This is a genomic window from Corynebacterium camporealensis, assembly GCF_000980815.1.
Classification (GTDB): Bacteria; Actinomycetota; Actinomycetes; order Mycobacteriales; family Mycobacteriaceae; genus Corynebacterium; species Corynebacterium camporealense.
Genome location: NZ_CP011311.1, coordinates 1,865,666 through 1,879,960 on the forward strand (window position 1 = coordinate 1,865,666; position 14,295 = coordinate 1,879,960).

At 60.1% G+C, this 14,295-nt stretch carries 12 protein-coding genes; 4 read left to right on the top strand and 8 right to left on the bottom strand.

Annotated elements, in window-relative coordinates; all coding sequences use genetic code 11:
* Positions 1 to 82: 82 nt before the first annotated feature.
* On the top strand, positions 83 to 1,375 hold the full coding sequence (locus UL81_RS08715; RefSeq protein WP_052097749.1) for a purple acid phosphatase family protein: 1,293 nt from the start codon (positions 83 to 85) through the stop codon (positions 1,373 to 1,375).
* Positions 1,376 to 1,446: 71 nt separating this feature from the next.
* Here UL81_RS08715 and UL81_RS08720 read toward each other — a convergent pair whose 3' ends face one another.
* The 3 genes from UL81_RS08720 to UL81_RS08730 all read right to left on the bottom strand — a co-directional run bounded on the left by UL81_RS08720 (position 1,447) and on the right by UL81_RS08730 (position 6,184).
* Positions 1,447 to 1,893 (bottom strand): DUF4233 domain-containing protein, encoded by a 447-nt coding sequence (locus UL81_RS08720; protein ID WP_035105873.1) that lies wholly within the window; start codon positions 1,891 to 1,893, stop codon positions 1,447 to 1,449.
* A complete protein-coding gene (gene folC, locus UL81_RS08725; RefSeq protein WP_179944131.1) occupies positions 1,890 to 3,383 on the bottom strand; it encodes a bifunctional tetrahydrofolate synthase/dihydrofolate synthase in 1,494 nt (497 codons plus the stop codon). The genes UL81_RS08720 and folC overlap by 4 nt, the downstream gene beginning before the upstream one ends.
* Before the next feature lie 77 nt (positions 3,384 to 3,460).
* Entirely contained in the window at positions 3,461 to 6,184 is a 2,724-nt protein-coding gene (locus UL81_RS08730; protein WP_035105872.1) for a valine--tRNA ligase, read from the bottom strand.
* Positions 6,185 to 6,277: 93 nt separating this feature from the next.
* Here UL81_RS08730 and panB point away from each other — a divergent pair, with 93 nt between their 5' ends.
* Positions 6,278 to 7,102 carry a 3-methyl-2-oxobutanoate hydroxymethyltransferase gene (gene panB / locus UL81_RS08735; RefSeq protein WP_035105871.1) on the top strand — a complete coding sequence of 275 codons (825 nt, stop codon included), beginning with the start codon at positions 6,278 to 6,280 and terminating at the stop codon, positions 7,100 to 7,102.
* Between the two features lie 3 nt (positions 7,103 to 7,105).
* Positions 7,106 to 7,921, top strand: a complete 816-nt coding sequence (gene panC / locus UL81_RS08740) for a pantoate--beta-alanine ligase (RefSeq protein WP_035105870.1) — start codon at positions 7,106 to 7,108, stop codon at positions 7,919 to 7,921.
* Here the strand turns inward: panC and UL81_RS08745 are convergent.
* The gene (locus tag UL81_RS08745) at positions 7,918 to 8,871 is read right to left on the bottom strand and encodes a malate dehydrogenase (RefSeq protein ID WP_035105869.1); all 954 of its coding nucleotides are present in this window, start codon (positions 8,869 to 8,871) and stop codon (positions 7,918 to 7,920) included. The genes panC and UL81_RS08745 overlap by 4 nt on opposite strands.
* Before the next feature lie 255 nt (positions 8,872 to 9,126).
* Here UL81_RS08745 and UL81_RS08750 point away from each other — a divergent pair, with 255 nt between their 5' ends.
* Positions 9,127 to 9,822 (top strand): TetR/AcrR family transcriptional regulator, encoded by a 696-nt coding sequence (locus UL81_RS08750; RefSeq protein WP_035105868.1) that lies wholly within the window; start codon positions 9,127 to 9,129, stop codon positions 9,820 to 9,822.
* Here UL81_RS08750 and clpX read toward each other — a convergent pair.
* The 4 genes from clpX to UL81_RS08770 all read right to left on the bottom strand — a co-directional run bounded on the left by clpX (position 9,819) and on the right by UL81_RS08770 (position 14,117).
* Positions 9,819 to 11,093: an ATP-dependent Clp protease ATP-binding subunit ClpX gene (gene clpX, locus UL81_RS08755; RefSeq protein ID WP_035105867.1), complete on the bottom strand. Its 1,275-nt coding sequence runs from the start codon at positions 11,091 to 11,093 to the stop codon at positions 9,819 to 9,821. The genes UL81_RS08750 and clpX overlap by 4 nt on opposite strands.
* Before the next feature lie 159 nt (positions 11,094 to 11,252).
* Positions 11,253 to 12,752, bottom strand: coding sequence for a peptide MFS transporter (locus UL81_RS08760; RefSeq protein ID WP_046453494.1), 1,500 nt, complete (start codon positions 12,750 to 12,752; stop codon positions 11,253 to 11,255).
* Between the two features lie 127 nt (positions 12,753 to 12,879).
* Positions 12,880 to 13,503: an ATP-dependent Clp protease proteolytic subunit gene (locus UL81_RS08765; protein WP_035105866.1), complete on the bottom strand. Its 624-nt coding sequence runs from the start codon at positions 13,501 to 13,503 to the stop codon at positions 12,880 to 12,882.
* 14 nt (positions 13,504 to 13,517) lie between these two features.
* Positions 13,518 to 14,117, bottom strand: coding sequence for an ATP-dependent Clp protease proteolytic subunit (locus UL81_RS08770; RefSeq protein WP_035105865.1), 600 nt, complete (start codon positions 14,115 to 14,117; stop codon positions 13,518 to 13,520).
* Positions 14,118 to 14,295 lie beyond the last annotated feature (178 nt).

A 14,295-nucleotide genomic window follows, 5' to 3' on the forward strand; every position in this document is an offset into this window, starting at 1 on the left:
CCACTCGCGCTGCGAAGGTCTAGAGTTTGGGTTACTTTATAGCGGCCCATTGTTTGCTCTACTATCTTTCAAGGAATACTTAATGCGTTCTTCCCGGATTCTGGCCGCTGTTACCGCCACCACCCTTGCTACTGGCATGGGTATGGCCACCGCTTCTGCTGAGACCGGCGATGTCACCCAGCCCATCCTGCAGCCCGGAACCGATGCCAGCCAGCTGCTGCTTTCCTGGTACACCGAGGACCTGCGCATCGGTCAAGAAGAAGCCATCATTGCTCCCACCGAGGAGATGAACGGTGAAGAATTCCCGGAGGATGCACTAACTATCGCTTCCGATCGTTCGCTCGCCGTCGGTGCGTATTCCAATAAGGTTGAGTTGAATGATTTGCGGCCAGAAACCTCCTATACCTACCAGGTTGGTTCCGATAAGTTCGGTTGGTCTAAGCCGCAGACCTTCAACACGGGCACTGCTGGCGATGAGTGGAACTTCCTCTTCTACGGCGACCCGCAGCTGGGTTCCTCTGGGGATTTAGCCGCTGATACCCAGACCTGGCAGCAGACCGTCACTACCTCCACGCAGGCACATCCGAACTCGTTGTTCTTACTCTCTGCTGGCGACCAGGTCGAAGCAGGCGTGCAGCACCACCACGATGCATTCAAGTCCGCACCGGAGCTCGGCCAGTTCCCCACTGCCACGCTGATGGGCAACCACGACGTGCTCAACCCGGCGATGTATTACAACAACTACGCCTTCCCGAACCTGGAGGACGGCAACTACTTCTTCGAGCGCAACAATGCGCTCATCATCGCGCTGGATTCCAACTTCACCAACAGCTTTTCGGTGAAGAAGCACATCGATTACGTCAATCGCGTCGTCGAAGGACACGGTGGCGACAAGGACTGGATCATCACCACCTTCCACCACTCCCCGTACTCCCAGGCAGGCCACAACGATGACTTCAACATCGAGCGCCTGCGCAACGAGTTAACACCCGCGCTTTCCGATGCCGGCGTCGACGCCGTCCTCGGCGGCCACGACCACATCTACACCCGCTCCCACCTCATGGAGGGAACCACCCCGGTTATTCCGGAGAATGACCCCGAATACGAACCGCAGGCTGGCGATGTCCTCTATCCCGAGGAAGGCCAAACCCTCTACCTGGTGGCCAACTCCTCGTCCGCCTCGAAGTTCTACGGCTTTTCCGCCTACGACGAGGAAGCCACCGAAGAAACCGGCGACGAGTGGACTGCGGTGTGGAACCAGGATGAAACCCCGGACTACACCAACGTGGAGGTCTCCCCGACCGAACTGACCTTTAGCACCTACAACGTCGATAGCGGTGACCTTGTCGACGAAGTCACCCTGTCCAAAAACTAGCGAAAGGCCCGCCGAAGCGGGCCTTTCCTATTCGCCACGAGGGAGGCTTTAGCCTTCCCTCGCGAGAGGTGTTAATCCTCTTGCGCGTTGAGGTGCTGGGTCGTCAGCAGGCCGCGTTGCATGCGGGCGACTAGGTTGCTGCGCATGTAGGCGGCGAGGAACCACAGGGCGCAGAAGATGATCATGATGGCGGCAACGCCCCAGTGGACCATGAAGCCTAAGATGATGCCTAAGATTTGGACGACGATGATGGCGGTGAGTGCCCAGCGCTGGCTGACGAAGATCAGCATGCCCAGGTGGAAGACAATCAAGGCGATGACGACGCCGTAGTTGAAGGGGACCCAGAGTTCGCCATCGTAAAGCTTGTTGAGCACCGGCAAAGCCAGGACCAGGGTGATTGATTCCATGATGAGGGAGCTGGCAATCACCATGCCGTTGAAGCTTTTCAGCGGGTCTTTGGCGGGCTTGCCGCCCATGCCGAGCGGTCCAATTTCATTTTCTGGGACCTGCTTGCTCATGCAGGCTCCTTTCCAAACATCGTGCGGGCGTCGCCGGCGGTGACCACCGAACCAGTGATGACGATACCGGAGCCGGACTGGATCTCCGCATCCTCGGCCAACTCGACGGCCTGGGCGTAGGCGCCAGGCAGGTCATCGGCGACGTAGACGCGTTCTTCGCCGAAGATTTCGCGGGCGAGTTCGGCCAGCTCATAGGCATCCATGGCGCGCGGCGAGGAGTTCTGCGTGACGACGATGTCGCTCAAGTGATCCTCGAGTGCAGTGAGTACCCCCGCGGCATCCTTGTCCGCGAAGACAGAGACAACACCAATGAGCCGTGCGAAGTCGAAGTCGCGTTCCAGGGCGGCACCCAGAGCGCGGGCGCCATGCGGGTTGTGGGCGGCATCGATAAACGTCGTCGGCGAGGTGCGCACACGTTCCAAACGGCCGGGGCTGCGGGTTTCGTTGAAACCGTTGCGGACACTGGCAATGTCGAGTGGGTGGCCGCTGGAGGCGCCGAAGAAAGCCTCGACGGCAGCCAGAGCCACCGCGGCATTGCGGGCTTGGTGTTCACCGTGCAGCGGAATGAAGATGTCTTCGTACATTCCGCCCAGGCCTTGAATATTGACCTGCTGGCCACCCACGGCCAGGCGGGATTCCACGGCGGCGAACTCGGCACCCGCGCGGGCGACACCGGCATCAACATCGACGGCGCGCTGCAGGACGACCTTCATCGCTTCCGGGTCCTGCTCAGCGATGACGACGATGTTCTCATTCGGGGTAACCGGATCGTCTTTGTCGCTGCGCTCTTTGATGATGCCGGCTTTTTCGCCTGCAATCTCCGTCAGCGTATCGCCGAGGTAGTCCGTGTGGTCTAAGCCAATCGGGGTAATCACGGCGACGTCGGCGTTGACGACGTTGGTGGCATCCCAAGTGCCGCCCATGCCGACTTCGACGACAGCGACATCGATAGGTGCATCGGCAAATGCCGCATAGGAAATCGCGACGAGCACCTCAAACTTGGACATCGGTACGTCACTTTGGGCGTCGACCATTTCCACGTAGGGGCGGATTTCTTCCCAAATGCGCACGTAATCGCGCGGGTGGATGGGCTTGCCATCGATACCGATGCGCTCAGTGACGCGCTGCAGGTGCGGGCTGGTGACCAGACCAACGCGGCGGTGGAAGGAACGCAGCAGCGAATCAACCATGCGCGCAGTCGAGGACTTGCCGTTGGTACCGGCGATCTGGATGACATCGAAGGAACGCTCCGGGTGACCGAGCAGGTCCATAAGCTTTTCGATGCGCTCTAGCGACGGATCCAGCTTCGTCTCCGGCCAGCGCTGGTTTAACTCCGCTTCTACTTCAGCGAGTGCGCGCAGTTCCTCCGGGCTGACCTCTTCGGGTTCCGGGTCCTGGTAATCTTGCGCGCTGCCCAAGTTCAGCGTGAGACCAGAGTCCGTGATTTCAACCGGACCGCCGTCGGTGCCCTCTTTAAGAGCGTCGACGATTTCGATGTCCTGATCGTGGTCCTGGTCTGGTGCCTGGTCGGCCGGGTTGGCTTCGCTGTTGCTGCGATTTTCTGCCACTACTGCAGTGCCTCCAAACGTGCGCTAATGCGCTCGACTTCTTCTTGTGCGACCTGCTGGCGGGTGCGGATCTTCTCCACGACCTGCTCTGGGGCCTTGGACAAGAAGTTCTCGTTGTTCAGCTTCTTGCCGGTCTGCTCGAGTTCCTTGTTGGCCTTGGCCAGGTCCTTTTCTAGGCGCTTGCGCTCGGCAGCGACGTCGACAGCGCCGGAGGTATCCAGCTCGATGGTGACGGTGCCCTGGCTCAGACGGACCTCGAGTGCGGCAGAAGCGTTGAAGCCTTCTTCCGGCTCGGTGGTATTGGCCAGGTTGCGGACCAGTTCTTCCTGGTCGGCCAGGTCGACAGCGGCGAAGTCCAGGCGACCTGGGACCTTCTGGGAAGGCTTGACACCCTGGTCGGCGCGGAAGCGGCGCAGCTCGGTAATGAGCTTGTCGGCATCGGAGATGCGACGTGCGGCGACCTCGTCGGTGGTAGCACCACCGTTGGTATCCGCAGCGGTCGGCCACGGTGCAACGACGATGGTCTCACCACCGGTCAGGGCCTTCCACAGAACCTCGGTGACGAAAGGCATGGTCGGGTGCAGCAGGCGCAGCACGACGTCCAGGACGCGGCCCAGCACGATCTGGGTGTTGCGACCCTGTGCGGACTCGCCCTCGCGTGGGATCTGAGTCTTGGCAATCTCGACGTACCAGTCACACAGCTCATCCCAGGCGAAGTGGTAGAGCAGCTCGTTGGCCTTAGCGAACTGGTAATCATCCAGGTACTTATCCACCTGGACGCGGACTTCTTCGGCGCGGTCGAGGATCCAGCGGTCGGCGTCGGTAAGCTCATCGCGGTTCGGCAGCTCCGCCACACCGGCACCGTTCATGAGCGCGAACTTAGTGGCGTTAAAGAGCTTGGTGGCGAAGTTACGGGACGCTGCCGCAGCATCGCTGCCCAGTGGCAGGTCCACACCCGGGTTGGCGCCGCGAGCCAGGGTAAAGCGCAGTGCGTCGGCACCGTAGTCGCGGACCCAATCCATTGGGTCGATGCCGTTGCCCAGGGACTTCGACATCTTGCGGCCCTGCTCGTCGCGAACCAGGCCGTGCAGGTAGAGGTCGTGGAAAGGAATCTGCGGACGGCCTTCCGGGCCCTTGCCGAGCAGTTCTGGGGTCTGGGTACCGGCAAAGGTACCAAACATCATCATGCGGGCGACCCAGAAAAACAGGATGTCGTAGGCGGTGACCAGCACGTTGGTTGGGTAGAACTTCTCCAGGTCCGGAGTCTTTTCCGGCCAGCCCAGGGTGGAAAATGGCCACAGTGCGGAGCTAAACCAGGTATCCAGCACGTCCGGGTCCTGGGTCCAGCCCTCCCCTTCCGGCGGGGTGTCATCCGGGCCCAGGCACACAACTTCGTCGTTCGGGCCGTACCAGATCGGAATACGGTGGCCCCACCACAGCTGACGCGAGATGCACCAGTCGTGCATGTCATCGACCCAGTCGAAGTAGCGCGGCTCCAGGGAAGTCGGGTGGATGGTGGTATCGCCCTTGCGCACGGCATCGCCAGACATCTCGGCCATCTTCTTTACATCGACGAACCACTGCAGCGACAGGCGCGGCTCAATCGGCTCGCCGGAACGCTCCGAGTGACCCACGGAGTGCACGTAAGGGCGGATTTCCTTGACGATACGACCCTGCTCCGCCAGTGCCTCGCGCACCTTAACGCGGGCATCCTCGCGGGTCAGGCCATCGAACTCAGTACCGGTATTCGCGATGTGACCCGTCTTGTCCATCACGGTCGGCATATCCAGGTCATGGCGGGTGCCCATGGCGTAGTCGTTCGGGTCGTGTGCCGGGGTGATCTTCACCGCGCCGGTACCGAACTCCGGGTCGACGTAGTCATCGGCAATCACCTTCAGCGTCAGGTCATCGCGCAGCGGGTGCGGGAATTCCTTGCCCACCAGGTCCTGGTAGCGCTCATCGTCCGGGTGCACAGCAATGGCGACGTCGCCCAGCATGGTCTCGACACGAGTGGTAGCCACAATCAGGTGCGGCTCATCATCATTGAGCGAGCCATAGCGAATAGAAACCAGCTCGCCTTCAACGTCCTTGTAGACAACCTCGATGTCCGAGACAGCAGTCTCCAGCACCGGGGACCAGTTGACCAGGCGGTTGGCGCGGTAGATGAGGCCGGCATCGTAAAGCTGCTTAAAGATGGTCTGCACGGCGCGCGACAGGCCATCGTCAAGCGTGAAGCGCTCGCGGGACCAGTCAACAGAGTCACCGATGGCACGCATCTGGTTCTGGATGGTGCCGCCGTACTCGTCCTTCCACTCCCAGACCTTGTCGATGAACTCCTCGCGCTCATAATCCCAGCGCTTCTTGCCCTCAGTCTCCTGCAGGCGCGCCTCGACCTTGGTCTGGGTCGCAATACCAGCGTGGTCCGCACCCGGCAGCCACAGGGTGGCATAGCCTTGCATGCGCTTGCGGCGAATGATGTTGTCAATGAGCGTATGGTCCAGCGCGTGGCCCATGTGCAGTTGGCCCGTCACGTTCGGCGGCGGCAGCACAATCGAAAAAGCCGGGGCGTCACTGGCAGCATCCGGGGTGAAGAGGCCAGCTTCCACCCATCCTTCGTAGATGTCCTTTTCCACCGTTTGCGGTTCCCAGGACTTCGGCAGCGCATCAGCGCGGTTAGTGCCTACCAGTTGCTTATCGTATTGCTCACTATTTCGCTCAGTCACCCGGATGATTCTACCTTGTCCGTCAACTGCGCTTTTACCCCCATTCGTGAAATGCATCAACAACGATAGAACACACTGGCTAATCTAATTCCCATGTCTGCTCAACCCACTTCCACCCCGGCGCGCCTGCGGACCCGTTACTTCGCGCGCGCCGCGGCCGACAACACTCCTTTTTCTTGCCTGACCAGCTACGACTGCATGACCGCAGCGCTTTTCGATGACGCCGGGGTCGACCTGTTGCTCGTCGGCGATTCCTTAGCCAACGTCGTGCTCGGCCGCGAGACGACCCTGTCGCTGACTGTCGACGAAATGATTCCGCTCGCCCGCGCCGTCGTGGACGCTACGAATCGCGCCTTCGTGGTCATGGACCTGCCCTTTGGTTCCTATGAGGCGTCCCCGGAACAAGCCCTGGCGACTGCGGTGCGCGTGATGAAAGAAACCGGCGTGCAGGCCGTCAAGGTCGAAGGTGGCGCGGAAATGGCCCCCACCGTGCAAAAGCTTGTCGATGCCGGCATCCCCGTCTGCGGCCACATCGGCTTTACCCCGCAATCTGTCCACGGGCTGGGTGGCTTCGTCGTCCAAGGCCGCGGCGAGAAAGCCCAACGCCTGCTTGACGATGCCCTCGCCCTCCAGCAAGCAGGAGCCTTCGCCTGCGTCATCGAGATGGTGCCTGCCGACGTCGCCGCGCACGTCACCGCCGAGACCGAGATGCCCATCATCGGCATTGGTGCGGGCAACCAGTGCGATGGCCAAATCCTCGTCTGGACCGACGCACTCGGCCTGGGCACCGGTCGCTCCCCGCGCTTTGTGCGCCGCTACGCCAACCTCGCTGAGACCATCACCGCCGCCGCCCGCGACTACGTCGAGGATGTATCCTCCCGCGAGTTCCCCAGCGCCGAAGAAAGCTTCGAGGACTAGCCCATGCAGGTTATAAAGACGATCGCCGAGCTTCGTTCGTTTCGTGCCGAGACTTCTGGCTCGGTGGGATTTGTGCCCACGATGGGTGCGCTCCACAACGGGCATGCCTCACTCGTCGATGCCGCACGCAAAGACAACGACACCTTGGTTGTTTCGGTATTTACCAATCCCCTGCAGTTCACCAACTTGGGCGATTGCGACGACTACCGCAACTACCCGCGTCAGCTCGATGCCGACTGCGAACTGCTGGAAGCGCACGGCGCCGATGCCGTCTTCGCTCCCTCGGTCGAAGAAATGTATCCCGGCGGCGTATCGGAGATTTGGGTGCGCACCGGCGAGATGGGCACCGTGCTTGAAGGCGCGAGCCGCCCCGGCCACTTCGATGGCGTCGCGACTGTGGTGACCAAGCTGTTTAACTTGGTCCAGCCCGACCGCGCCTACTTTGGCGCCAAGGACGCCCAACAGGTCGCCATCCTGCGCCGCTGCGTGGCGGATTTGAACCTGCCGGTCGAAATCGTCGCCCTGCCCATCGTGCGCGCAGCCGATGGTGTCGCGGAATCCTCCCGCAACCAACGCCTGAGTGCTACCGACCGCGAGCACGCCACGGCGCTCTCCCGCACGCTGTTCAAGCTCCGCGACGGCGAGTTTTCTTCTGCTGCCGAGGCGCGCGAGTACCTCGCTGCCCAGCCGGGCGTCACCGTCGACTACTTGGTCACCGTGGACCCGGCAACACTTCAAGACACCGAAAACCGGCCCGCGCTTGCCTTAGTGGCAGCACACGTCGGACCGGTTCGACTTATCGATGGCGTCGAGATTTAACGCAGCAGGTGCTTAACCGCCTCGCGCTCTTCGCGTAGCTCCTGCACGGAGGCCTCGATGCGCTCGCGCTGGAAGTCATTAAGCTCCAGGCCCTGGACGATTTCCCACTCGCCGTTGCGAGCAACCGTCGGGAAGCCGCAGATGAGGCCTTCGTCGACGCCGTAGGAGCCATCGGAAGGCACGGCAGCGGTACGCCAATCCTCGGTGCCGTTGAACCAATCGCGCATGTGGTCCACAGCCGCCGAGGCTGCCGATGCCGCCGAGGAGCTACCGCGGACCTGAATGATCTCCGCACCGCGCTTAGCCACGCGCGGAATCATTTCTTCGGTGTACCACTTCTCATCGAAGTCAACGTTGGTAAAGCTCAAGTCCGGGAACTGGCTTGCTGAGTGGTTACCCCACACCGCAACCTTGGTGAACTCATCAGTCTGCTTACCGGTGTGCTTAGCCAGCTGGCTCAGCGTGCGGTTGTGGTCAAGACGCATCAGGGCGTTGAACTGGCTCGGCTTCAGATCCGGCGCATTGTTCGCCGCAATCAGGGCGTTGGTGTTCGCTGGGTTGCCGACGACGAGGACACGGACGTTGCGGGCGGCGACATCGTTAAGCGCCTTGCCCTGCTCAGTGAAGATAGCGCCGTTGGCCTCGAGCAGATCGGAGCGCTCCATGCCCTTGGTGCGCGGCTTGGAACCGACCAGGAAGGCAGCCTGGGTGCTGGCAAAGCCCTTCGCCGGGTCATCAGTGATGGTGATTTCGCGCAGCAGCGGCAGCGCGGAGTCCTCCAACTCCATCGCCACGCCCTGAGCGGCCTCGACCGCATCCGGAATCTCCAACAGCTGAAGTTCTACCGGGGTCTCCGGTCCGAAAACATCTCCTGCAGCGATGCGCCACAGCAGTGAATAAGCGATATTGCCGGCAGCGCCGGTGACGGTGACTTTGATGGGTTGTGCCATGTCGGGCCTCCTCAAAAGAAAAAGTGGATCCACTTCCACAGGCTAGTCCTCATTCCCCCCTTCTCGCTTGCCTGCGCTCCCCTCATTCGGAGGGACGGGCGCGGAAATTGATACAAAAATTACCCCCGTTAGGCGGGCAATCTGCCCTAAACCGGTTGAAGACGGCAGTTTTTGGGCATCATGGATAGGAGGAATAAATAAAGGTTTGTTTACTGCGAAAACCTCAGCCCGCTACGAGAAAAGGATCGCCTCAGCATGAGCCAAGATGCCATCGACCAGGTTATCGATATCGCTATCGAGCACTTTTCTCGCGACGGCTATTCCGATACCAAGCTAGAGGCCATCTCCCGTGAATCCGGCATGTCCAAGCGCATGATTCACTACCACTTTGGCGACAAGAAGGGCCTCTACCAGCAGGCTCTGGCCCGGGCTGCCTCACAGCTGAACCCGGAGGTCGAAAACCTCGAGTTGGATTCCGCCGTTCCGGTGGAAGGCGTGCGCCAGTTAGTCGACTGGATTTTCCAGCAGCACATCAACCACCCCACCGCGCTGCGGATGATGAGTATGGAAACCAGCCAGCGCGTGCTGGGTTCTTCGCACCAGGCTGTCGTCGATGTCTCGGCGCTGTCTTTGCACCTAGACCGCTTGCTCATGCACGGTCAGGATTCTGGTGCTTTCCGCCCCGGTATTTCCGCCAACGACATCTTCATGCTGATTTCTTCGTTGACTTCCTATCGCCTCAACAACCAGGCGATGATGGAAAACCTGTTGGGCGTGGACATGCTTAACGATGCCAACACCACCGGCATCCACCGCCTTATCGTCGACACCGTCCTGGCTTTCCTGACGGCGAATATCCCCGATTCCGGCCACAAGTCTTATCTGACTTCTGACCGCTTTAATACGGAGGAAGGCGATGCCGCCTCCCCCCAGGACATCTACGACATCTAGGCCGATTCTTTAACTTCGTCGGCGTAGACGAACTCCGGCTCGCCGCCATTGACCGTGTCTGCGGTGATGTGGACCGAGGAGATGTCCTCGCGGTCTGGCAGGTCGTACATGATTGGAACGAGCAGTTCCTCCATGATCGCGCGCAGGCCACGCGCACCGGTCTGGCGCTCTAGTGCCAGGTCCGCAATGGCTTCCAGGGCCTCGGTATCGAATTCCAGGCCCGCGTTATCCATTTCAAACAGGCGCTGGTACTGCTTGACCAGGGAGTTGCGCGGCTCGGTAAGCACCTTGACCAGCGAATCGCGGTCGAGGTTATCCACGGTTGCCACGACTGGCAGACGGCCAATGAATTCTGGAATCAGACCGAACTTCACCAGGTCCTCCGGGCGTACCTGGGAGAAGAGGTCGACCTGGTTGCGGTCGTCTTCGGTTTCCAGCTTCGCGCCGAAGCCTACGCCCTTCTTGCCGACGCGCTCAGCAATCACCTTGTCCAGACCCGCAAACGCACCTGCCACGATGAACAGGATGTTAGAGGTATCTAGCTGGATGAACTCCTGGTTCGGGTGCTTGCGGCCACCCTGCGGCGGAATGGCAGCGACAGTGCCTTCCAGAATCTTCAGCAGGGCCTGCTGCACGCCCTCGCCGGAGACGTCGCGAGTAATCGACGGGTTTTCCGACTTCCGCGAAATCTTGTCGACCTCATCGACATAAATGATGCCGCGCTGCGCGCGCTCCACATCAAAGTCAGAGGCCTGCAGCAGCTTCAGCAGAATGTTCTCGACGTCCTCGCCGACGTAGCCGGCCTCCGTCAGGCTGGTCGCGTCAGCGATGGCGAAAGGCACATCTAGCATGCGGGCCAGTGTCTGGGCCAGGTAGGTCTTACCCGAGCCCGTCGGGCCCAGCATCAGGATGTTGGACTTAGCGATTTCTACATCGTCATCCTTCTTACGCTTCCCGGACTCTTCTACCTTCATGCGCTTGTAGTGATTGTAGACCGCCACTGCGAGCACGCGCTTGGCCTTGTCTTGGCCAATGACGTAGTTATCCAGTAAAGCCGAGATTTCCGAAGGACGCGGCAGGCGTACCTCGGATTCCTGCTCGGCGTTGTCTTGGGAGTTACCGAGCTCCTCTTCGATGATTTCGTTGCACAGCTCGATGCACTCATCGCAGATGTACACACCGCCACCAGCGATGAGCTTTTTCACCTGCTTCTGGCTCTTGCCACAGAAGGAACACTTCAGAAGATCAGCGCTTTCTTGCATACGTGCCATTCGGGTCTTTCACTCGGGAGTAATAAGCCCGCCAGATCCGGCGGGCTGGGACTAGTTCCACCTTAGTAAATCAACCCGACACGACCCATATTTGTTCCCGCGTGGCGATGGCCCGCCTCGCCTTACAGCGACGCGGGCCATCGGTCACAGGCACACCGTTTAACGGAAGGTAGCGAACTTGCGCACCACCCAGCGCGAGAGCAGCAGCATAACGATGCCCAGGACAATCGAGCCCACACCCAGCGAGATAAAGAAAGTGTTTTCCTCTCCTGCGTCTTCTGGGTTGTAGAAACTAGCCAGCGAACCAGCTAGCGAAGTACCCATCGATACGGCCATCATCCACACGGCCATCATGCGCGACGGGAAGGCCACTGGTGCGACCTTGGTCGCCAGGGAGTTACCCACTGGCGACAGCAGCAGCTCGCCCATGGTGAACAGGAACAGAATCAGCACGATGGCAATCATCGGCGTGGAGTTTGCACCCGTGCCGGCAAACGGCAGGAAGCCAAAGAGCGAGACACCAATGATGATGTTGGCAACACCGAACTTCACCGGGGTCGACCACTGACGGTCGCCCAGCTTCGTCCACATCGCAGCAAAGATAGCCGAGAAGATCACGATGAAGACCGGGTTGATGCTCTGAATCATTGACGGCGGGATTTCCCAACCGAAGATCTCGCGATCCAGGCGCACGTCCGAGTAGATGGTCAGCACGGTGAACTGCTGCTGGAAGATACCGAAGAAGAGCACACCGGAGATAAACATCGGAATGAAACCGAGCAGGCGACCTTTTTCTTCCTTGGTCACCAGGTTGGAGAAATACATCTGGCTCCACAGCACCACTGCGGCGACGAAAGCCACGACGGTGACGATGTTGGACAGCCAGTCCACCTTGATGATGTCGTTGGCAATCGCAAACACCAGACCAGCGACAATCACCAGCAGGATAATCAGGGCACCGAGAATCTGACCACGGGAGGCCGGGTTCGGAACCTCGTGGCCGGCGTCCTTGATGGTGGTCTTGCGCATCGCGGTGTACTGCACGAGACCTAAGAACATACCGATGGCGGCAATGCCGAAGCCCCAGTGGAAGCCCTTCCAGCCCCACAGCAGGGTCGTAATCGCCGGGCCAAAGAGCGCACCGAGGTTCACGCCCATGTAGAAGATGGAGAAACCACCATCGCGGCGCGGGTCATCGCGGCTATACAGCGAGCCCAGCACCACTTGGGCGGTGGTCTTTACACCACCGGAACCTAATGCAATGAGCGCCAAACCAATGGCCAGGCCGGTCACTGCCGGAATGATGGCCAGCGCAATGTGGCCAAGCATAACCATAATGGCGGAGTAAAACAGGGTGCGCTCTGCACCGAGGGCGCGGTCAGCGACCAGGGAGGCCAACAGGCAGGCCATGTAGACCAGACCGCCATAAGCACCAACCACCGAAGTGGCCGCTGCCCTGTCCATGCCCAGGCCACCATCGGTGACGGAATAGTACATGTAGAGCAGGACAATTGCCTGCATGCCATAGAAGCTGAAGCGCTCCCACATCTCCACGCCGAAGAGGTTGGCAAGTCCCCACGGGTGGCCGAAGAACGTCTTTTCTTCGGCTGCGGCCGGTTGTGCTCCTGGCCGCGAAGTCTCTGTATTGTGAACTGACATATAAGCAGTTCACCACCAAAACTTATTAGCCACAAATTGATAACCCTTAAAAAGGGTAAAAAGAAACCCTGACCAGCGGCCAGGGTTCCGATTAGCTACCTCGAATGAGGTTACGGAAACTGAACGGTTACCCGTTGAGTTTCCGGTACTCGAAGACGGTATCGATGATGCCGTACTCGACAGCTTCCTCGGCGGTGAGGATCTTGTCACGGTCGGTGTCGATGCGGACCTGCTCCGGGGTGCGGCCGGTGTGCTCGGCCAGGGTGTTTTCCATCAGGGTGCGCATGCGCTCGATTTCGGCGGCCTGGATTTCCAGGTCGGAAACCTGGCCCTGGGTGCCCTGGGTGGCAGGCTGGTGAATCAGCACGCGCGAGTTCGGCAGGGCGGCACGCTTGCCCGGGGCGCCGGCAGCCAGCAGGACAGCGGCGGCGGAAGCAGCCTGGCCCAGGCAGACGGTCTGGACGTCCGGGCGAACGTAGCGCATGGTGTCGTAGATAGCCATCAGCGCGGTAAAGGAACCACCCGGGGAATTGATGTACATCGTGATGTCACGATCCGGATCCTGGCCCTCGAGCACGAGCAGCTGCGCCATGATGTCGTTGGCGGAGGTGTCGTCGACCTGGGTACCCAGGAAGATGATGCGCTCTTCGAAAAGCTTGGAATAAGGATTGGTTTCCTTGGTTCCCTGTGCGGACTGCTCGATAAAGGAAGGCAGCACGTAGCGGGAGGTAGGCATTGCGGCTTTAGACATAGTATTCAACCTTCCTAGTTAGTGATCGGGCCGTTGACAGTTTCAATCACGTGGTCGACCAGGCCGTACTCCTTGGCCTGCTGGGCGGTGAACCAGCGGTCGCGGTCGGAATCCTTGGTGATCTGCTCGAAGGTCTGGCCGGTGTGCTCAGCAATCAGCTCGGCCATCTCGCGCTTGGTCTGTGCGAACTGCTCGGCCTGGATGGCGATGTCCGCAGCAGTACCGCCGACACCTGCAGAAGGCTGGTGCATCATGATGCGTGCGTGCGGCAGGGCGAAACGCTTGCCCTTGGTACCACCAGACAGCAGGAACTGGCCCATGGAGGCAGCCAGGCCCATGCCGTAGGTGGCGATGTCGCACGGCGAGTACTTCATGGTGTCGTAAATTGCCATGCCCGCGGTCACGGAGCCGCCCGGGGAGTTAATGTACAGCGAGATATCGCGCGTTGGGTCCTCAGCGGACAGCAGCAGAATCTGGGCGCAGAGCTTATTCGCGATCTCGTCGTCGACCTGCGTACCCAGGAAAATGATGCGCTCGCGCAGCAGGCGCTCGTAGACGCTATCTCCGAGGTTCATGCCCGCAGCGGGCGACGTCATCTGAATCTTGTCAGACATCAACAAGTCTCCTTGAAAACGGTTGTTTAACTAATGCCACCACACTACTGAATGTTGCCAGCACCGTGGGGTTTGTTCGCTCTCAGCGTTGCACCTGCTTTGCGATGCCCACAAGCACACCAAAGCCCCAGCGTTCCATCACGCCGGGGCTAGGGTTTGGCTTCGATATGGCTTTCGT

What these genes read in the sequence shown, in the direction of transcription:
- UL81_RS08715 (WP_052097749.1), top strand. Translation starts at nt 83, where the DNA reads ATGCGTTCTTCCCGGATTCTGGCCGCTGTTACCGCCACCACCCTTGCT.
- UL81_RS08720 (WP_035105873.1), bottom strand. Translation starts at nt 1,893, where the DNA reads ATGAGCAAGCAGGTCCCAGAAAATGAAATTGGACCGCTCGGCATGGGC.
- panB (WP_035105871.1), top strand. Translation starts at nt 6,278, where the DNA reads ATGTCTGCTCAACCCACTTCCACCCCGGCGCGCCTGCGGACCCGTTAC.
- panC (WP_035105870.1), top strand. Translation starts at nt 7,106, where the DNA reads ATGCAGGTTATAAAGACGATCGCCGAGCTTCGTTCGTTTCGTGCCGAG.
- UL81_RS08745 (WP_035105869.1), bottom strand. Translation starts at nt 8,871, where the DNA reads ATGGCACAACCCATCAAAGTCACCGTCACCGGCGCTGCCGGCAATATC.
- UL81_RS08750 (WP_035105868.1), top strand. Translation starts at nt 9,127, where the DNA reads ATGAGCCAAGATGCCATCGACCAGGTTATCGATATCGCTATCGAGCAC.
- clpX (WP_035105867.1), bottom strand. Translation starts at nt 11,093, where the DNA reads ATGGCACGTATGCAAGAAAGCGCTGATCTTCTGAAGTGTTCCTTCTGT.
- UL81_RS08760 (WP_046453494.1), bottom strand. Translation starts at nt 12,752, where the DNA reads ATGTCAGTTCACAATACAGAGACTTCGCGGCCAGGAGCACAACCGGCC.
- UL81_RS08765 (WP_035105866.1), bottom strand. Translation starts at nt 13,503, where the DNA reads ATGTCTAAAGCCGCAATGCCTACCTCCCGCTACGTGCTGCCTTCCTTT.
- UL81_RS08770 (WP_035105865.1), bottom strand. Translation starts at nt 14,117, where the DNA reads ATGTCTGACAAGATTCAGATGACGTCGCCCGCTGCGGGCATGAACCTC.